The sequence below is a fragment of the Desulfonatronum lacustre DSM 10312 genome (assembly GCF_000519265.1).
In the GTDB taxonomy this organism is placed as follows: domain Bacteria; phylum Desulfobacterota; class Desulfovibrionia; order Desulfovibrionales; family Desulfonatronaceae; genus Desulfonatronum; species Desulfonatronum lacustre.
In genome coordinates this window covers 2,833,989-2,852,962 of the sequence record NZ_KI912608.1, presented here as the reverse complement: position 1 = coordinate 2,852,962, position 18,974 = coordinate 2,833,989, and the positions used below count along the sequence as shown (strand labels likewise).

Genomic DNA, 18,974 nt, shown 5'->3' with positions numbered 1-18,974 from the left:
GCCATGCGCCCCCTGAACCACATGCCTCGCGACGCGGCCCGGGCCGTCCAGGTCGTGCTTACGGACATCGACGATACCCTGACCGACGATGGACGTCTGGGCGCTGCCGCTTATGCTGCCCTTGAGCGGCTCCAGGCCGCCGGGCTGATCGTCGTGCCCATAACAGGACGTCCCGCGGGTTGGTGCGATCAGATCGCCAGGATGTGGCCCGTGGACGCGGTGGTGGGGGAAAACGGGGCCTTTTATTTTCGGTATGACCGGGAAAAACGAACCATGATCCGACGGTTTTTCAAGAGCGAGCCGGAGCGGGCCGTGGATCGGAAGCGTCTGGCCGAACTGCGGGACATGATCCTGGCCCAGGTCCCCGGGGCCGGGTTGTCCGCGGACCAGGCCTACCGGGAAGCGGACCTGGCCATTGATTTTTGCGAGGACGTTCCTCCCTTGCCGCCGGAAGACGTGCGACGGATCAAGGCCCTGTTCGAACAGGCCGGGGCCCGGGCCAAGGTCAGCTCCATCCACGTCAACGGCTGGTTCGGGGATTGGGACAAGTTGACCATGACCCGACGGCTTCTGGCCGAAGTCTTCGGCATGGACCTGGACGCCATGGCTTCCCGGATCGTCTTTTCCGGGGACTCGCCCAACGACGCCCCGATGTTCGCCTTTTTCCCCCATGCCGTGGGCGTGGCCAATGTTCTCGATTTCGCCGGAGAACTGGAAGCCGAACCGGCCTGGGTCACGCCGTCCCGGGGCGGCGCGGGCTTCGTCGAGTTGACCGAGGTTCTGCTTCAGGCCCGTCGCGACTGACCCCCTCCGTAGCTCTGAGTCGTATCCCCGCCTTTGCCCAAGACCGGCCAGCTTCAACCGAATCGAAATCGAAATCGCAATCGAAATCGAAAAAATGCTGTTTGACTATGTCTTGGGGTCATGCTTGTTCAAGATCGATTTCGATTTCGATCACGATTTCGATTTGGAGACCAGATATGCTGCGGGAGCATATCCGTCCTGATAGAAAATATCAGCCTGCATTTACTTTAACCGCCCACCGACGTAGGATCGACAAGGTCCGTAACCAAACATCATCGGCTCGGAATCCGGCACGGCGGTTTGATCCGAACTTTTTTCCTTTTGGAGGTATCTCATGGCATTGATCACATTACGGCAGTTGTTGGACCACGCGGCGGAGCACGGCTACGGCGTTCCTGCCTTCAACGTGAACAATCTGGAGCAGGTCCAGGCCATTATGTACGCGGCCAACGAGACCAACAGCCCGGTGATCCTGCAAAGCTCCGCCGGGGCGAGGAAATACGCCGGGTCCGTGTTCATCCGCCACCTGATCCAGGCGGCCCTTGAAGAATGGCCGCATATTCCGCTGTGTCTGCACCAGGACCACGGCGCTTCTCCGGCGGTGTGCGCCCGGTCCATCCAGTCCGGTTTTTCCTCGGTGATGATGGACGGCTCACTGATGGACGACGGCAAGACGCCCTCCACCTACGAGTACAACGTTCAGGTCACGGCCCGTGTTGTGGAGATGGCCCATGCCTGCGGCGTGTCCGTGGAAGGCGAGCTGGGCGTTTTGGGGTCCCTGGAGACCGGAATCGCGGGCAAAGAAGATGGCGTGGGCGCGGAAGGCAAGCTGTCCCGGGAGCAGATGCTCACGGATCCGGAGCAGGCCGCGGACTTCGTGAAGAAGACCGGGGTGGACGCCCTGGCCATTGCCATCGGCACCAGCCATGGAGCCTACAAGTTTACTCGCCCGCCCAGCGGAGAAGTTCTGGCCATCAGCCGGATCAAGGAAATCCACGAGCGGATTCCGAACACCCACTTGGTCATGCACGGCTCTTCCTCCGTGCCCCAGGACTGGCTGGCCATCGTCAATGAATACGGCGGCGATCTGGGCCAGACCTACGGCGTGCCGGTGGAGGAAATCCAGCAGGGTATCAAGTTCGGGGTCCGCAAGGTGAATATCGACACGGACCTGCGCCTGGCCTCCACCGGGGCGATCCGGCGGCACATGGCCCAGAAGCCCAAGGATTTCGACCCGCGCAAGTACCTCGGCGTGGCCAGGGAGGCCATGAAACAGATTTGTCTGGACCGCCTCCGGGCTTTCGGCACCGAAGGCTACGCCTCCAAGATCAAGCCGATGTCCATGGAAGTCATGGAAGAGCGCTATCTCAAGGGTGAGTTGGCCGCGCTGGTTCGGTAAGGAGACATGTGTATGAGCACATACACGGTTCGCACCGACTGCCCGGAATGGGACGAGGTCTGCCGGATGCAGACCTCCCGTCGCGGATAGACCTTCACGTTCCATCCGAGTAGTCTTCAACGCCGCGCAAACGAAGGTTTGCGCGGCGTTTGTCGTTTTTGAGAAATCGCTTTGTCCGGCCAAGCATACAGGTTTTCAGCATGTTCCAGTTTCTCTCCCGCCACCTTCCAGCCGTCTTGCGAGTCAATCCTCGGCTGGCCCTGTTCGCTCTGGGGGCCATGGCGGCTTCCGGGTTCGGCCAGACGTTTTTCGTCTCGCTTTTTGGCGCTGAAATCCGACAGGCCTTTGACCTGACCCATACGGCCTACGGCAGCCTGTACAGCGGGGCCACGCTGTGCAGTGCGCTGTTGCTGTTTCGGTTCGGCGGTCTGGTGGACACATGGACTTTGCCCAGGGTGACGGCCTTGGCCATCGGGGTTTTGGCCGGAGGGTGTCTGCTGGTCGGATTTGCTCCGGGAGCCCTGGTGCTGGCCGCGGGGTTCGTTTGCATTCGCTTCGGCGGGCAAGGCATGATTTCGCATATCGGGATGACCACGGCGGCCCGGTACTTTACGGCCCATCGAGGCCGGGCCGTGGCCTTGGCCGCCATGGGTTTTCCCTTGGCTGAAGCGTTGTTGCCGGCCGGAGCCGCGCTGCTTCTGCTCTGGGTCGGCTGGCGGGTGCCCTGGGTCGTGGGCGCGGGGCTGCTGTGTCTGCTGATTCTGCCGGTGCTGATCCTTTTATCCCGAGGAGCGCCGCCGCCCCATGAAATCGCGTCCAAGAACCACTCGGGGACTAACCCCGGTACGGATCGCAGCCGGTTCAGCCGCCGGGACGTGCTTGGCGACCCTGGCTACTACCTGATCCTACCCGCTACGCTGCTGACCCCGTTCACGGTCACGGCCCTGTTTTTTCACCAGATGGCCTTTGCCGAGGAACTCGGCTGGTCCCTGGAACTGCTGGCCGCCGGGTTTTCCGTCTACGCGGCCTGCCACCTCGGTGCGTTGTTCATCGCCGGGCCGTTGGTGGACCGCCTGGGCGCGGCCCGAGCCCTGCCCTTGGCCCTGGCCCCGATCGTCACCGGCCTGGTGCTGCTGGCCTCGGTTCCCTCCCCCTTGATCGTTTATGCCTATCTGGGAATGGTCGGGGCCACCCAGGGGCTGAGCGCCACGGCTTCCGGCGCGATCTGGGCGGAGCGCTACGGCATTCTCCACCTGGGCGCGATCCGCTCCATGAACCAGGCGGTCATGGTCGTGTCCACGGCGGTATCCCCGATTTTACTGGGATTCTTTCTGGATAAGCATGTTGGGATCGCGACTCTGGCGCTGTGGCTGGCCGGATGCGCAGTACTTGCCGCGTTGCTGGCCAGAATGGGGGCCTGGTTGGAAGGGCGAAAAACGGGGGAAGCGTGACCGCGTTGAAGCCGCGAACATGAGGGGCGGCGCGGTTGCGGCACGGGGCCCGGGGTGGTAGATGCTGGGTCTTTCCCGTGATCACAAGACCGTTATGAGGATAGTCCATGCTTGATGTAAAAATGATCCGTCAAACTCCGGAGCGAGTGCGCAAGGCCCTGGAGGACCGGGGGGCCGGGGTTGATCTGGAGACCTTTCTGGCCCTGGAAGAGCAACGTCGCAAGCTCTTGCAGGAAGTGGAAGCGCTCAAGGCCCGACGCAACCAGGCTTCGGGCGAGGTGGCCAGGCTCAAGCGGGCCAAGGAGGACGCCTCGGCCCTGATCAATGAGCTGTCCGTCCTGTCCGACCGGGTCAAGTCTCTGGACGCTGAACTCAAGGAATTGGATCAGCGCGTCCAGGACTGGCTGCTGGGCGTGCCCAACGTGCCCCACGATTCCGTCCCCTTTGGCCGATCCGAGGCGGACAACCCTGTGTTGCGCACCTGGGGGGAGCCCGCGCGTCCGGACTTCCCGCCCCTGGAGCACTGGGATCTGGGACTGCGTTTGGGCGGTCTGGACTTTGAACGCGCCGCCAAGATCACCGGAGCCCGGTTCGCCCTGCTCACCGGCTGGGCCGCCAGACTGGAACGGGCCCTGATCAACTTCATGCTGGATCAGCACACCGGGCAGCACGGCTACCTGGAATGCCTGCCGCCATTCATCGTCAACCGGGACAGCTTGACCGGCACCGGCAATTTGCCGAAATTCGCCGATGATCTGTTTAAGCTCGAAGGGACGGACTTTTTCCTGATCCCCACGGCCGAAGTGCCGGTGACCAACATCCACCGCGACGAAATCCTCACTGAGGACGCCCTGCCCCTGGCTTATGCCGCCTACACGCCCTGCTTCCGTTCCGAGGCCGGTTCCCACGGCAGGGACACCAGGGGCCTGATCCGCCAGCACCAATTCAACAAGGTGGAACTCGTCCGCTTCGTCCACCCGGACGCCTCCTACGAGGAGCTGGAGCTGCTTCTGGGTCATGCCGAACGGATTTTGCAGCTGCTGGAACTGCCCTACCGGGTGATCACCCTCTGCACCGGTGATATGGGCTTTTCCGCGGCCAAGACCTATGACATCGAAGTCTGGCTGCCGGGCCAGAACACCTACCGGGAAATCTCCTCCTGCTCCAATTTCGAGGATTTCCAGGCCCGACGGGCGGACATCCGCTTCAAGCCGACCACCGGCGGCAAGCCCCGGTTCGTGCACACCCTCAACGGCTCGGGCCTGGCCGTGGGCCGGACCCTGGTGGCCATTCTGGAGAACTGCCAGCAACAAGACGGCAGCCTGGTCATTCCGTCCGCGCTCCGGCCCTATATGGGTGGGCTGGAAATCGTGGAGCCGAGGACATCGTGAACAGAGGACATGAAAGGTAGACATGTACGCCATTGAAGCTGAAAACGTGGGCAAACGCTATTATGTCCAGGGCGTGGGCCAGCAGACCCTGTTCAGCACCCTGTCCGGGGTGTTCAGCGGGGGGGCCAAGCAGGAGTTCTGGGCTCTGCGCAACCTGAACTTCAAGATCCCCAAGGGCAAGACCGTGGGCGTGGTCGGTCCCAACGGCTCGGGCAAGAGCACCCTTCTGGGCCTTGTAGCCGGAACCATCACCCCCACCGAGGGCATACTTCGCACTCATGGCCGGATTTCTTCGCTTCTGGAACTGGGCGCCGGGTTTCACCCCGACCTCTCCGGCCGGGAAAACGTCTATCTCAACGCCTCGATCCTGGGCATCCCCCGGGACTATATCCAGAAGCGCTTCGACCACATCGTGGATTTCGCCGGGTTGCGGGATTTCATCGACACCCCGGTGAAGCACTACTCCAGCGGCATGTACGTGCGCTTGGGCTTTGCCGTGGCCGTGGAAATGGACCCGGACATCCTGCTCATCGACGAGGTCCTGGCCGTGGGGGACGCGGCCTTTCAGATGAAGTGCCTGGACCGGGTCCGGCAGTTTCAGAAAAAGGGCAAGACCCTGTTTCTGGTCTCCCACGCCCTGGAAACCGTGGGCGAGTTCTGCGACGATGTGATGCTGATCCACGAGGGTCAACTATTGGACCAGGGCGACCCATCCACCGTGATCCTCAGCTACCTGAAATCCTACATGGTGCGCATCGGGATGCTCAACGTGGAGGAGCACGGCACCAGGGACGTGGAGATCGAGGAAACCCTGCTTCTGGACGATACCGGCACGGAGACGAATATCTTCGAGGCCGGCAGGGAGATGGTCATTGAAATGCACTACAAGGCCAAAAAGCGGATCGACAAGCCGGTCTTCGGCTTCAACATCAAGACCGGCAACGGAATCTACGTCTTCGGCTCCAACACCCAAATTTCCAAGACGTCCATCGATTTTATCGACGGCCGCGGAACGATGCGTCTGCGTATCGCGCCGTTGACCCTGAAAAGAGGCAACTTTTTTCTTTCCCTCTCCATCCACTCCTGGGACCACGCCACCCAGTTCCATCGCCGGGAGGACTGGTATCCCTTCGTCATCCGGGACGCCAGCGAATCGCCGGGTTTGGTGCATTTGAACACGGAGTGGCGGCTGGAACCGGAAGCGGCGGACGGATGAACCACCGACTTTACCGAGTCTTTTCCGCCATTGCAGGCCTCGAATCAAAAAAATCGGGTTTCGGGAAATCGCTGGTGCTGTTGGCGACGACTTCAAGGTAATGTTTGAAGTCGATTCTCTTTGTAAAACAGAACCTTAAATGCTGTAGACGTTCTCATTCGGTCCTTTTGGGTTTGTTTTTTTGCTTCCAAAAGACACCGCATCTTGCGTTTTTCCCCTCCTGATCGTCCTTGGATCATGGTCGCGCGGGCTTGTTTTTTACCTGGTTGCGATATTTTTCTTCTTTTATTTCTGATTGCTACGAGTTGATGTCCATTCACGACACGGACAGCCACCCCCTTCATTCCGTCCTCCCCTCTTGTGTTTTTCGAAATTTCGTTTCAAATGGCTTCTCCTTTTCGACTCCCTCGGACGTCGCGTGTGGCGACGTCAAGACCCCTTGAATGACAGGTGGTTGTCTTTTGGGTGTCGAGCGTTCGGCACTTTTATTCCGGGACGATCTTCCGGAGAATCACGAGGCCAACTCATGGAAGAAATCATGGAGATGGACAGCGAGCCTCCCGCTCTATTGCGCGACGCGGGCATCGGCTCTGGACCGGAGTCCGGGTTCACCGGACTGCTGGACGGCGTGATCGGCCAAACATTCGGCCGTTCCTGGGGTGGATTTGCAACACGCAAATCCACAAAACCTTCCTTCCCCCTTAATCCTCGCTCCGCGGCTTTTCTGGCCAAACATTACCCTCATACCATGCCCGGCCAGTGGAACGACTGGCGCTGGCAGTTGAAGCAGCGGGTCACCTCTCTTGAGGAACTGGAGCGGAAGCTCGTGCTTTCCGACGCGGAGCGCGAGGCTCTGCGCCCGGGTGGGAGCATGCTGCCCATGGCCGTGACGCCCTACTACCTCAGCCTGGCGGATGCCCGGGACGCCGCCGACCCCTTGCGGCGCTGCGTGATCCCGACCATGGCCGAACATCATGTCCTTTCTTGCGAGCAGGGCGATCCGCTGGCCGAGGAGCACGACAGTCCAGCGCCGGGGCTGGTCCATCGCTATCCGGACCGGGTGCTCTTCCTGGCCACGGACTTTTGCTCCACCTACTGCCGGTACTGCACCCGCTCCCGGCGCGTCGGACAAGGGACGGAGCACGGCCAAGCTCGGTGCCAAACCCGGTGCCGAATTCAGGGCCAGGGGACGGATCTGGGCCCGGACCGCTGGGAACCGGCCTTGCGCTACATCGCCCGCAATCCCGTGGTGCGCGACGTGCTGATTTCCGGCGGCGATCCCCTGACCATGACGGACCACGCCCTGGAGTACCTGCTCCAGCGGCTGCGGGCCATCCCGCACGTGGAGATCATCCGCGTCGGGACGAAGGTCCCCATGGTTCTACCTCAGCGGATCACCACCGCCCTGGTTCAGATGCTCAAACGCTACCACCCGCTTTTCGTGAGCATCCACTGCACCCACGCCGACGAGCTGACCCCGGAGGCGGCCGTGGCCTGCGGCCGGTTGGCCGATGCCGGCATCCCCCTGGGCGGGCAAACCGTGCTGCTCCAGGGGGTGAACGACTCCGTGCCCGCGCTGACCGGCTTGTTTCAAGGCCTGCTGCGCAACCGCGTCCGGCCCTATTACCTCTACCAGTGCGACCAGGTGGTGGGCACGAGTCACTTCCGGACCCCGGTAACCAAAGGCCTGGAAATGATTCAGGGTCTGCGCGGCCACACTTCGGGCTACGCCGTGCCCCATTTCGTGGTGGACCTGCCCGGCGGCGGAGGCAAGACGCCGCTGTGTCCGGAGTATCTCCGGGGACGGGACGGGGAGGACCTGGTGTTCAAGAACTTCGAAGGGGCGACGTTCCGCGTGCATGATCCGGAGCCGTTGGTCTCGCGGGAAACAGGAGGAGCGGCATGAAAATCGGCCTGACCTACGATCTGCGCCGGGACTATCTGGCCCAGGGCTATACGCTGGAACAGACCGCGGAGTTCGACAGCCCGGAGACCATTGAGGCCATTGAGGCCGGGATTCATTCCATGGGCCTGGAAACCGAGCGAGTCGGCAATCTGGACGAGGTGATGCGCGCCCTGACCGCTGGGCGGCGCTGGGATTTGGTGTTCAATATCGCCGAGGGGCTACGTGGTTTCAGCCGTGAGGCCCAGGTTCCGGCCCTGCTGGAGGCGAACGGGATTGGGTGCACTTTCTCTGATCCGCTGCTGCTGGGCCTGTGCCTGCACAAGGCCATGACCAAACGGGTGCTTCGGGACCTGAAGCTGCCCACGCCGGATTTTGCTCTGGTGGAGTCATTGGCCGATCTGGAGTCCGTGAACCTGGCGTTTCCCTTGTTCGCCAAGCCCGTGGCCGAAGGCACCAGCAAGGGCGTGGAGTGCTCCAGCCTGATTCACACACGGGAAGAGCTGTTCCGGACCTGCGCGGACCTGCTGCGTCGCTTTGACCAGCCGGTGCTGGTGGAGCGCTTTCTGTCCGGCCGGGAGTTCACCGTGGGCATTGTCGGCACGGGGAAGCGGGCCAAGTCCCTGGGAGTGATGGAAGTGCTGCTTCTGGAAGGCGCGGACCGGTTGATCTACTCCCAGGATAACAAGGAAGAGTACGAGGAGCGGGTCCGCTACAGGCTGGTGGGAGGCGAGGAAGGAATCTCGTTGTCCCTGCTGGCCCTGGAAGCCTGGCGCGGACTGGGAGCCCGGGACGGCGGGCGGGTGGACATCCGCCTGGACGAACACGGCATAGCCAATATTCTGGAAATCAACCCGTTGCCCGGCCTGCATCCCATACGCTCGGATCTGTCCATTCTGTGCGGCTTCCAAGGCATCGCCCACCGGGATCTGATCCGGATGATCATGGAGTCGGCCCTGGAGCGGCTGGAGGTGCAAAAAGAGGCGTCCGGCCACGTTCTGGGCCAAGTTCTGGGCCAAGACCCGGGCCAAGGGATCGTATCCACTGTCCGGCTCGCGCCGGACTCTTTCCATCCCCGGGAACTTGGTGACGCACCAGAAGTGGATATGGGAGAGTACGATCAGCCGCTGGTCCGGGTCGCATGAAAATCCTGGTGGCGCACAGCCCGCTGAAAGAGGCGGCCTCGCTGGACGACGCGGATGTTTTGGCCCAGGTCCGGGCCCTGGCCGAGGCCGCGACCCGGCTGGGCCATCACGTGCAGGTCCGGCCCTGGCCCGACCTCGCGCTCACGCCCGGCGCTTTTTCCAATGGCCCTGGCCCATTCCCGGACGTCGCGGCGGATCTGGTCGTCAATCTGGTGGAGAGCATTCAGGGCTCGGCCCGGCACGTGCATCACGTCCCGGCCGTCCTGGCCCGGCACGGTCTGCCCAGCACGGGCAGCCCGGCCAGGGCCCTGGAGCGCTCCACCAGCAAGCTGCTGGCCAAAATCGATCTGGCGGAGGCCGGACTGCCCACGCCGGTCTGGCTGGACCACCAGGGCCGAGGCAACGCGGTTTTTCCCGGCACGTACATCGTCAAATCCGTCTGGGAACACGCCTCTCACGGCCTGGATGCGGACAACGTCCTGACCGTCAACGGTCCGGAGGAACTCAGGGCCGCCATGGGTGAACGACAACGAAATCCGGGCGGGGAATGGTTCGCCGAGGCCTATGTTCCGGGCCGGGAATTCAATCTGGCCCTGCTGGCTGACCCCGACGTGAACGAAACGCCGGTTCAGGTTCTGGCCCCGGCGGAGATCCGCTTTCTGGACTTCCCGGAGGACCAGCCCCAGGTGGTGGGCTTTCGGGCCAAATGGCTGGAGCAGAGCTTCGAGTACCGGAACACTGTGCGGGAGTTGGAATTTCCAGAACGGGACGCGCCACTGCTGGCCGAACTGAGCGGGCTGGCTCTGGACTGCTGGCGGGCCTTCGGCCTTGCGGGGTACGCCCGAATCGATTTTCGGGTGGACTTTCGGGTAGATAAGAGAGGGCGTCCGTGGATCATCGACGTCAACGCCAACCCCTGTCTGTCTCCGGACGCCGGGTTTCAGGCCGCGCTGTCGGCCTCGGGCCTGACCTTCGACGCTGCGGTGGACCGTATCTTCCGGACCGCCGCGGTTCCAAAGGAGGCCGCATGAGCGACCTCGTCACGCTCCGCCGCGGGGTCCGGGCCGCGGACATCCCGGCCATTGCGCACATGGCCGAGGCCACGGGCTTCTTCACCGCCGAGGAGGTGGCCGTGGCCGCGGAACTGGCCGAGGAACGCCTGAACAAAGGCCCGGCCAGCGGGTATCATTTTCTGTTCGCCGAGGACGCGGCGAACGGTCTTCTGGGCTACGCCTGCTTCGGCCTCATTCCCTGCACGATTTCCAGCTTTGACCTCTACTGGATCATCGTCGATCCGCGTCGCCAGGGTCACGGCCTGGGTCGGCGCCTGATCCAGGCGACCGAAGCCGAAATCCCGGCCCTGGGCGGAACCAGGGTCTACATTGAGACGTCCTCCCGCGAGCTCTACCAACCCACGCAGCGGTTCTATGAACGGTGCGGCTACGCCCAGGTAGCCGTGCTCAAGGACTTTTACGCTCCGGCGGACGACAAATTGATTTATTGCAAATCCCTCCCCGCGATCCGCGTCTGATCCGTCGGCCAATACCTATCGGTCTGGCTTCGACCCTTTCCTTCATGAAGCATCCGCCATGCTCAAACCCATCATCCTGCTCTTCTTCTCCAACATATTCATGACCTTCGCCTGGTACGGCCATCTCAAGCACATGGCCGCCAAGCCTCTGGTCCTGGCGATCCTGTTCAGCTGGGGCATCGCCCTGTTCGAATACACCCTGATGATTCCGGCCAACCGCATCGGCATCAACTTCTACACCCTGGGACAGTTACGGGTGATGCAGGAGGTGATCAGCCTGAGCGTGTTCGCCGCTTTTGCCTTCGTGTACATGAAGGAGCCGCTGCGCCTGGACTATCTCTGGGCCGCCCTGTGCCTGGTGGGCGCGGTGTACTTCATGTTCCGGGGCGGCGGTCCGGTGCAGTAGCTTTTTCCATGACTCCAATGCAATTCAATCAAAATCGAATTGACGGCCGGACCTGGAATCGGTGATGAGCTGGTTCCAGGAATCGGGGGGATTGCCTTGGGCAAGCATCTTCTGAAAGACAGCGTACGGGTCGGTTTTCCCATGGGCCTGCCGCATGGTCTTTTCGTCGTTAACCCAGGCATAGACGATGATTTTCGCGGTGGAGTCGTAGCGGAAGAACAGACGAAAGCGTCTGCCGATCTTGGCCCTGCGCCAGTGGCGATGAGCCTTGCCCAGGGTTGTGCCCTGACGGTAGGCAGGGCGGCTTGGGTCGCTTGGGATGGTTTCCAGCATCAGCCGTGAGAGTGCGCGGAAAAGCTTGGTGTTGGCATTATCCTGCCAGTCCGTGGGGTTCGCCGCCCTGGCCCGCTCACAGGCTTTCGAAAGACGTTCCAGTTGCCGGAGCAGGCAGTCATGAAAGAGCAAGGTCCATCCGTGGCGCTGCATTTACAGGGCCACATCCCCGGAAATGTTCCCCGTGGATTCTTGCGTAGGCTCAAGCGCCGCGATCAGGCTCGCGGTGAGTGCCTTTGATGGCCCTGAAATGTTGCACCCTTGGGCGACGTCTTGTTCCAGAAGGCGCAGAAATGCCCCGATTGCAGGATCCTTATGCTCTTCGGCCCCGACACGCGAAACCATGATTTCACTGTCTCGAAGGGTAAAAGACAGCTTGGTGCCAGCGTCAAGCCCCAGTGCCTGACGGATTGTTTTGGGAAGGGTAACCTGGCCCCTGGTGGTCATGGTGGCGACTTCACATATGGTTTCCATGGTCATCTCCGTTTTTTCAAAAAACTACGAAAAATTCCTAGCCGCGTCAAAGATTGATGGCTATCTCGACGCGAACAACACTCAAGCCAAAGGTGGTCGCGCATGGAATCTGAAACTCTGGTCACGTCCAATCCCACCGAGGAAAACCTTGCTCAGCTTGGGGTTCGTTCCTGGCGATCTGGACCAAGGAGGCTTCGGAGTTTCCCTGGAGCTATGACGAGCGGGAAATGTGTTATCTGCTGGAGGGAGAGGTGGAGGTCACGCCGGACGGCGGCCGGCCCGTGCGCATCCGGGCCGGCGATCTGATCACGTTTCCCCAGGGCATGTCCTGTCAGTGGAAGATCTTCAAGGACGCCGGAAGCACTACCGGTTCGGCTAGAGCTGGGGCTTGTCATGCCGGGATGCACTTTCGCAAATCAACGCCGGGACTTCTTGCGGCCTGGTGTGCGCAGTCCACGGAAATCCCGGTTGCGGTAGGTGGTCATCACTGCCCCGTCAGGGGAGCAGACGACCTGGACGCCTTCGTAGGCGGAGAGGTTGATGCCGTGTTTGTGGCACTGCTCGACTTCCTTGCGGCCGATGACGCTGATGGCCGCGCCGCGGGTGTGGACGATCCGCCCGTACTGCAAGGCGGCTTCCACGGCGTCGGAAGGGATGCCCCTGGCGGTCATCCGCTGCCAGGCGTGCCGGGTCAGCGGGGCCCGGGATGCCTGAGGGGCGCGGGAGTCCTGTCGGGAGGGACGGTTGAGGGTTGGCTGTCGCATGAGCGCCTCCTTCATGGTTGAGGGTGGGCATTTCGTGTTCAGCCTGCACCCTCAACCATGCAAGGATTGTGCTCAAAAAAGCCTACCCAGCGAGCAAGTCCAGCAGGGCGTTGAAGGTCCGGCTCGGGCGCATGGCCGCGTTCGCCAGGTCATCGTCCGGGCGGTAATACCCGCCGATGTCCACGGGGCGGCCCTGAGCCGCCAGCAGTTCTTCGGTGATCCGAGATTCATTCTCCTTCAACTTCGCGGCCAGGGGAGCGAATACGGCCCCAAGGGCCGCGTCTTCCTGGTGCCGGGCCAGTTCCTCGGCCCAGTACAGGGCCAGGTAAAAATGGCTTCCCCGGGTGTCGATCTCGCCGCTTTTGCGGGAAGGCGATTTGTTGCTTTCCAGGAAGCGGCCGTTGGCCCTGTCCAGGGTGTGCGCCAAGATTTTGGCTCCGGGATGGCCCGCCGCGTGGCCCAGATGCTCCAGGGACGCGGCCAGGGCCAGGAACTCGCCCAGGGAATCCCAGCGCAGATGGCTCTCGGCCAGAAACTGCTGGACATGCTTGGGCGCGGACCCCCCGGCCCCGGTCTCGAACAGGCCGCCGCCGTTGATCAACGGCACGATGGAGAGCATTTTCGCGCTGGTGCCCACTTCCAGAATCGGGAACAGGTCCGTGAGGTAGTCCCGGAGCACGTTGCCGGTCACGGAAATGGTGTTCTCCCCGGCCCGCATCCGCTCCACGCTGAGCTTGGCGGCCCGGGTCGGGGCCATGATCCGGATGTCCAGGCCGGTGGTGTCGTATTCGGGCAGATAGTCCCGGATCTTGGCGATGAGTTCGCGGTCGTGGGCCCGCCGGTCGTCCAGCCAGAAGACCGCGGGCCAGCCCGTGGCCCGGGCCCGGGTCACGGCCAGCTTGACCCAGTCGCGGATCGGAACGTCCTTGGTCTGGCAGGCCCGCCAGATATCCCCCTGTTCCACCTCCTGCTCCAGGAGCACCTGGCCGGAGGCGGCGACGATCCGGATCAGGCCCTCTCCGGGGGCCAGGAAGGTCTTGTCATGGCTTCCATATTCCTCGGCCTTTTGAGCCATCAGACCGACATTGGGCACCGTGCCCATGGTCGTGGGATCAAGGGCTCCGTGGGCCTTGCAGTCGTCGATCACGGCCTGGTAGACCCCGGCGTAGCTGCTGTCCGGAATGACGAACTTGGTGTCGTGCGGCTTGCCGTCCGGGCCCCACATCCGGCCCGAGGTGCGGATGGCCGCGGGCATGGAGGCGTCGATGATCACGTCGCTGGGTACGTGCAGGTTGGTGATGCCCTTGTCCGAGTCCACCATGGCCAGCTTCGGCCCTTTGGCCAGGGCTTCCCGGATATCCGCTTCGATGGCCGCCCGCTGGTCTTCCGGCAGGGTGGCCACCTTGGCCAGAAGGTCGCCCAGGCCGTTGTCCGGAGCCACGCGCAAGGCCGCGAGGGTCTCGGCGTGCTTAGCAAAGACCTCCTGGAAAAAGACGGAAACCACGTGGCCGAAGATCACCGGGTCCGAGACCTTCATCATCGTGGCCTTCAGGTGCACGGAAAAGAGCAGGTCCTGGTCCCTGGCGTCGGCGATCTGCTCCGCGAGGAACGCTCGCAAAGCGTTGCGGCGCATCACCGCGGCGTCCACGATGTCCCCCACGGCCAGGGCCGTCTCGGCCTTCAAGGTCGTCGCCCCGCCGTTGGGGGACACGAATTCGATCCGGGCCTTCCCGGCCGTTTCCTCGGAGATGGTCGTTGATTTCTCGCTGGAGCACAGGTCCCCTTGCTGCATGGTGGCCACATGGGACCGGGAATCCGCGGACCACGCGCCCATGGAGTGGGGATGCTTCCGGGCGTAGTTCTTGACCGAATCCGGGGCCCGGCGGTCTGAATTGCCCTCCCGGAGCACCGGGTTCACCGCGCTGCCCTTGACCGCGTCGTACCGCGCCTTGATCTCAACTTCCTCGTCCGTCTTCGGCTCCTCCGGATAGTCCGGCAGGTCGTAGCCCTGGCCTTGCAGCTCCTTGATCGCGGCCTTGAGCTGGGGGATCGAGGCGCTGATGTTCGGCAGCTTGATCACGTTGGCCTCGGGCTTGCGCACCAGGGCGCCCAACTCGGCCAGATCGTCGGGGATGCGCTGCTCGGACGTCAGCCGCTCCGGAAACTTGGCGATGATCCTGCCCGACAGGGAAATATCCCGTGTTTCCACGCCGATTCCGGCCGCCCCGGCATAGGCCGTGACCACGGGCAGGAAGGAGCGCGTGGCCAACCCCGGGGCCTCGTCGACAAGGGTGTAGATGATCGTTGCTGTTGCTGGTTTTTCCGTCATATTCCGTACTCCTGAATAGATTCGTTTTGACGTGCTTCGACTGGGCGATGAAGAAAAAAGTCGCGACGGGGACGCTCTATCGGTTCCGTCGCAAAGGGCCGGATGTACATGACCGGGAGGCGGTTGGAAAGTTGAAAGGTCGCGGTGTCGAGCGCAGCGTGATGTTTCGTCACTCGCTCAGTCCGTGAAGCAGGTCACCCAGGCCATGTCCCCCTGGGGGGCGAGCAGGGCCGCGGGGAGGGCGCTTCGGGGGTTGGTCAGGGCTTCCTGAAACGCGGGCTGTTTTTTGCTCCCGGTGACCAGGGCCACGGTGGAGCGGGCGTGGTTGAGCACGGGCAGGGTCAGGGTGATGCGCGGGATGTTCGGCTCCATGCCCGGCTCGGGCACGTGGGTGACCCAGCGCTTGCGCTCGTCCAGGGCCGGTTTGCCCGGAAACAGGGAGGCCACGTGGCCGTCCGGGCCCATGCCCAGGAGCACGAGGTCGAAGCGGGGGAAGTTCGCGGCGGCTGACTCCACCTCCGAGGCGAACAGTCCACGCAGGGTCTGTTCATAGTCCTGGGCCGATTGTTCCGGCGAGGGGCGGTCCGTGGGCATGGGGAAAATTTGCTCCTCGGGAATGGGCAGGCTGGACAGCAGCCATTTCCGGGCCAAACCAAAGTTGCTCTCCGGGTGATCCATGGGGACAAACCGCTCGTCCACCCAGCAGACGACCACCCGCTCCCAGGGAATGTCTTTGGAAAGGCCCTCGGAGCCGGAGCGGAGCAATTCGAAGAGCTTGATGGGCGAGCGCCCTCCGCTCAAAGCAATGGTGATCCGTTGTGAGCCGGGCACGCGTAGCGCGGTGGCGATGCGCCGGGCCGCATGGGCGTAGGCTGCTTCGACGTTCGGGAAATCATGGATCGTGTCTCGGGAAATCATCCGTCCTCCTCATGGCTTCATACCGTGCGTGTTCGATTCGTCGTCCGTCTTTGGTCAAATATCCGCTTTGCACTGGAGCATCAACACGAAACGATTGAAAAACAATCGTCTTCCAGTTAGATGAAGCCATGCCAGTAGCGAGCATCCTCTTTTTGGCGCCCACTTCCGTGGTCACCCCGCTCTTTCAGCCCATCAAACGCGCCGGTCTGGACGTGGGAATGGCCGAAACCATCCCCGGAGCACTGAAGTTCATCCAGCGCCAGCAGCCGATTCTGATCTTCTGCCGGGACCGGCTGACCGGCTTTCAAGCCGAGGACCTGCTGCGAGCCATGCAACACGCCGGCGAACCCATGCCGCCGGTGATCATTTTCACGGACAACGGTTCGGCGGAGGACGCCAAGCGGTTCATGGATCTGGGGGCCAGGGACTATTGGCTGGAGCCACTGCTCTGGGACAAGGTTCGCACCCTGCTCACGGCTCCGTCCGAGGCCAAGCCCAAAGAGGCCCAGAAATCAGCTCCTGATGCGTCTCGGTCCGACCCGGAAACCGCGATCATCGGCGGGCATCCCACCATGAAGCGGGCCCTGGCCCTGGCCCGCCAGGTAGCTCGTTCCAAGGCGACCATCCTGATTTCCGGCGAATCCGGAACGGGTAAGGAAATGTTCGCCAGGTTCCTGCACAACTTCAGCGACCGTTCGGCCCAGCCTTTTATTGCCGTGAACTGCGCGGCCCTGCCGGAACACCTTCTGGAAAGCGAACTGTTCGGCCACGAAAAAGGGGCCTTCACCGGGGCGATCACCCGCAAGCTGGGCAAGTTCGAGCTGGCCCACGGCGGGACGATTCTTTTGGATGAAATCTCGGAGATGGACCTGGGCTTGCAGGCCAAGCTGCTCCGGGTCTTGCAGGAAGGCGAACTGGACCGGGTTGGCGGCAGCGAAACGGTTCCCGTGGACGTGCGGGTCCTGGCCACCACCAACCGTAACCTGGCCGCTTCCGTGGAGGCCAAGGAGTTCCGCCAGGATCTCTACTACCGTCTGAACGTCATCCCCTTGCGTTTGCCGCCCTTGCGCGAACGCGGGGAGGACATCCAGCTTTTGGCCGATTTTTTCGTCGGCCGATTCGCCAAAATGTACTCCCTGGGCGATATCAGCATCAGCCCGGAAGCCCGCCAGTGGCTCACGGAACACGACTGGCCGGGCAATGTCCGCGAACTCCAGAACCTGATGGAACGGGCCGCGCTGCTCTGCGGCGGCGCGGCCATTGAGCCGAGGCACTTTCTTCTGGATGAAAGCGGCGATTGGCAGGAGCAAGCCGTCGGGAATGACCTGAGGAGCTTTTGCGCTGAAGAGCCGCGAAGCGAGCCCAGTGCCGAGGCCGAATACGAGGACGATACCGAAATGGAAGTCGAAGTCGGAGATGCTGGAACCGCCGGAGTGGACAGATCCTCGGACGCGACGACTCTGGACATTTCCGACGCCCAGCGGCCGATTTTGCCGCTGCACGAGGTGGAACGGCAACTGATCTTCAAAAGCCTGGACCACACCGCCGGCAATCGGACCCAGGCGGCCCTGCTGCTGGGGGTGTCCGTGCGCACCTTGCGCAACAAACTCAACGAATATCGAAAAATGGGACTCCAGGTCCCCTGAACGGATGGAGGAAAACAGCATGCCCGAAGCGACGACAACAGAGTCCAGCGCCCTGGCTCCGCAAATCCAGGCTTATCTCCAACGGTCCTCCTGGATCCGCAAAATGTTCGAGACCGGCGCGGAACTCAAGGCCCGGCACGGCGTGGACGCGGTCTGCGACTTCAGCCTGGGCAACCCGGACCTCTCCCCGCCGGACGCGGTGTTCGAGGCCCTGGAAGATTTGGCCCGCCGGGACCAGCGCTTCGGATACATGCCCAACGCCGGGTATCCCGAAGCCCGGGCCGCTCTGGCCGCCTTTCTGTCCCAGGAACAGGGCGTACCCGTCTCGGATCAGGACGTGATCCTGACCTGCGGCGCGGCCGGGGCGCTGAACAGCTTTTTCCGGGCCGTTCTGGAGCCGGGGGATGAAGTGCTCTGTCCGTCTCCGTTCTTTGTGGAATACGGCTTTTACGCCGAAAATCACGGCGGCAAGCTCCACCCCGTGCCCACGAACCCGGACGATTTCAGTCTGGACCTGGACGCCGTGGCCGCGGCCGTCGGCCCCAAGACCCGCGTCGTGCTGATCAACACCCCGAACAATCCTTCCGGACGGGTCTACGCCCAATCCGAACTGCACGCCCTGGCCGAACTGCTGCGGTCCAAGAGCCGGGAAACGGGGCGGACCATCTATCTGCTTTCGGACGAGCCCTACCGCTTCCTGACCTTTGACGGCCATCCCGTGCCCTCGCTCCTGCCCCTGTACCCGCACACCGTGGTGGTCAGCTCTTTTTCCAAGAGCCTGGCCCTGGCCGGCGAGCGCATCGGCTACGCTCTGGTCAATCCGACCATGCCCGGCAAGGCGGAACTGCTGGCCGGTCTGACCCTGACCAACCGCATCCTGGGCTTCGTCAACGCCCCGGCCATCGGACAGCGCCTGATGCAAAAGGCCCTGGGCGCACAGGTCGACGTACAGCTCTACGCCCAACGACGCACGGCCATGGCTGAAGTCCTGGAAGGCGCGAACATCCCCTTTTTCAAGCCCCAGGGCGCGTTCTACTTCTTCCCCAAGGCCCCCGGCGGCGACGACGTGGCCTTTGTCCAGGCCCTCCAGGAAGAACTGATCCTGGCCGTCCCCGGCCGCGGCTTCGGCACCCCCGGCTACTTCCGCCTGGCCTTTTGCGTGGACGAAACCGTCATCCGCCGCTCCGCCGAAGGATTCAAGCGGGCCGCGGCGAAGTTCAAGTAAGGCACGGTGAAAGGAAGCGGTTCTGGAGAGTAGTCGCAT

17 protein-coding genes and 1 pseudogene are annotated in these 18,974 nt (G+C 62.7%); 13 read left to right on the top strand and 5 right to left on the bottom strand.

The annotated features are described in order from the left end of the window. Nucleotides 1-3 precede the first annotated feature (3 nt). The 10 genes from DESLA_RS0113470 (at nt 4) to DESLA_RS0113420 (ending at nt 11,246) form a co-directional block, all read left to right on the top strand. The gene (locus DESLA_RS0113470) at nt 4-804 is read left to right on the top strand and encodes an HAD-IIB family hydrolase (RefSeq protein WP_028572863.1); all 801 of its coding nucleotides are present in this window, start codon (nt 4-6) and stop codon (nt 802-804) included. Nucleotides 805-1,138: 334 nt separating this feature from the next. Continuing rightward, on the top strand, nt 1,139-2,203 hold the full coding sequence (gene fba / locus DESLA_RS0113460) for a class II fructose-bisphosphate aldolase (protein ID WP_028572862.1): 1,065 nt from the start codon (nt 1,139-1,141) through the stop codon (nt 2,201-2,203). A gap of 200 nt (nt 2,204-2,403) precedes the next feature. Beyond that, nucleotides 2,404-3,654 carry an MFS transporter gene (locus DESLA_RS0113455; protein ID WP_035261836.1) on the top strand — a complete coding sequence of 417 codons (1,251 nt, stop codon included), beginning with the start codon at nt 2,404-2,406 and terminating at the stop codon, nt 3,652-3,654. Nucleotides 3,655-3,761: 107 nt separating this feature from the next. Next, nucleotides 3,762-5,045 carry a serine--tRNA ligase gene (serS, locus tag DESLA_RS0113450; RefSeq protein ID WP_028572860.1) on the top strand — a complete coding sequence of 428 codons (1,284 nt, stop codon included), beginning with the start codon at nt 3,762-3,764 and terminating at the stop codon, nt 5,043-5,045. Between the two features lie 22 nt (nt 5,046-5,067). Continuing rightward, nucleotides 5,068-6,261 (top strand): ABC transporter ATP-binding protein, encoded by a 1,194-nt coding sequence (locus DESLA_RS20515; protein ID WP_035261833.1) that lies wholly within the window; start codon nt 5,068-5,070, stop codon nt 6,259-6,261. A 526-nt stretch (nt 6,262-6,787) separates the two neighbouring features. Further along, nucleotides 6,788-8,167, top strand: a complete 1,380-nt coding sequence (locus tag DESLA_RS20510; RefSeq protein ID WP_051434684.1) for a KamA family radical SAM protein — start codon at nt 6,788-6,790, stop codon at nt 8,165-8,167. Continuing rightward, entirely contained in the window at nt 8,164-9,309 is a 1,146-nt protein-coding gene (locus tag DESLA_RS20505; RefSeq protein ID WP_084032073.1) for a D-alanine--D-alanine ligase family protein, read from the top strand. Before DESLA_RS20510 ends, DESLA_RS20505 begins: the two co-directional genes overlap by 4 nt. Then, nucleotides 9,306-10,340 carry a D-alanine--D-alanine ligase family protein gene (locus DESLA_RS0113430; protein WP_028572859.1) on the top strand — a complete coding sequence of 345 codons (1,035 nt, stop codon included), beginning with the start codon at nt 9,306-9,308 and terminating at the stop codon, nt 10,338-10,340. Before DESLA_RS20505 ends, DESLA_RS0113430 begins: the two co-directional genes overlap by 4 nt. Beyond that, a complete protein-coding gene (locus tag DESLA_RS20500; RefSeq protein ID WP_051434683.1) occupies nt 10,337-10,840 on the top strand; it encodes a GNAT family N-acetyltransferase in 504 nt (167 codons plus the stop codon). Before DESLA_RS0113430 ends, DESLA_RS20500 begins: the two co-directional genes overlap by 4 nt. Nucleotides 10,841-10,898: 58 nt before the next feature. Beyond that, nucleotides 10,899-11,246, top strand: coding sequence for a DMT family protein (locus DESLA_RS0113420; RefSeq protein WP_028572858.1), 348 nt, complete (start codon nt 10,899-10,901; stop codon nt 11,244-11,246). A 24-nt stretch (nt 11,247-11,270) separates the two neighbouring features. Here the strand turns inward: DESLA_RS0113420 and DESLA_RS0113415 are convergent, their stop codons facing one another. Together DESLA_RS0113415 and DESLA_RS20495 are read right to left on the bottom strand one after the other, a co-directional pair. After that, nucleotides 11,271-11,732, bottom strand: coding sequence for a type II toxin-antitoxin system YhaV family toxin (locus DESLA_RS0113415; protein ID WP_028572857.1), 462 nt, complete (start codon nt 11,730-11,732; stop codon nt 11,271-11,273). After that, on the bottom strand, nt 11,733-12,059 hold the full coding sequence (locus DESLA_RS20495) for a type II toxin-antitoxin system PrlF family antitoxin (RefSeq protein ID WP_245590064.1): 327 nt from the start codon (nt 12,057-12,059) through the stop codon (nt 11,733-11,735). Nucleotides 12,060-12,280: 221 nt separating this feature from the next. On the opposite strand from DESLA_RS20495, the pseudogene DESLA_RS23710 reads away from it, so the two are divergent. Then, nucleotides 12,281-12,337 (top strand): annotated as a pseudogene (locus DESLA_RS23710) (cupin domain-containing protein); the annotation flags it as partial. Nucleotides 12,338-12,469: 132 nt separating this feature from the next. On the opposite strand, the gene DESLA_RS0113405 reads toward DESLA_RS23710, so the two are convergent. The 3 genes from DESLA_RS0113405 to pgl all read right to left on the bottom strand — a co-directional run bounded on the left by DESLA_RS0113405 (nt 12,470) and on the right by pgl (nt 16,064). Continuing rightward, a complete protein-coding gene (locus tag DESLA_RS0113405; protein WP_051434682.1) occupies nt 12,470-12,817 on the bottom strand; it encodes a DUF4258 domain-containing protein in 348 nt (115 codons plus the stop codon). 82 nt (nt 12,818-12,899) lie between these two features. Beyond that, entirely contained in the window at nt 12,900-15,146 is a 2,247-nt protein-coding gene (locus tag DESLA_RS0113400) for an NADP-dependent isocitrate dehydrogenase (protein WP_028572855.1), read from the bottom strand. A 177-nt stretch (nt 15,147-15,323) separates the two neighbouring features. Then, complete coding sequence (gene pgl, locus DESLA_RS0113395; RefSeq protein ID WP_028572854.1) at nt 15,324-16,064, bottom strand: 6-phosphogluconolactonase; 741 nt, start codon at nt 16,062-16,064, stop codon at nt 15,324-15,326. Between the two features lie 128 nt (nt 16,065-16,192). Between pgl and DESLA_RS0113390 the strand changes: the two genes are divergently transcribed. After that, nucleotides 16,193-17,710, top strand: coding sequence for a sigma-54-dependent transcriptional regulator (locus DESLA_RS0113390; protein WP_028572853.1), 1,518 nt, complete (start codon nt 16,193-16,195; stop codon nt 17,708-17,710). Between the two features lie 19 nt (nt 17,711-17,729). Further along, a complete protein-coding gene (locus DESLA_RS0113385) occupies nt 17,730-18,935 on the top strand; it encodes a pyridoxal phosphate-dependent aminotransferase (protein WP_035263208.1) in 1,206 nt (401 codons plus the stop codon). The last annotated feature ends 39 nt before the right edge of the window (nt 18,936-18,974 follow it).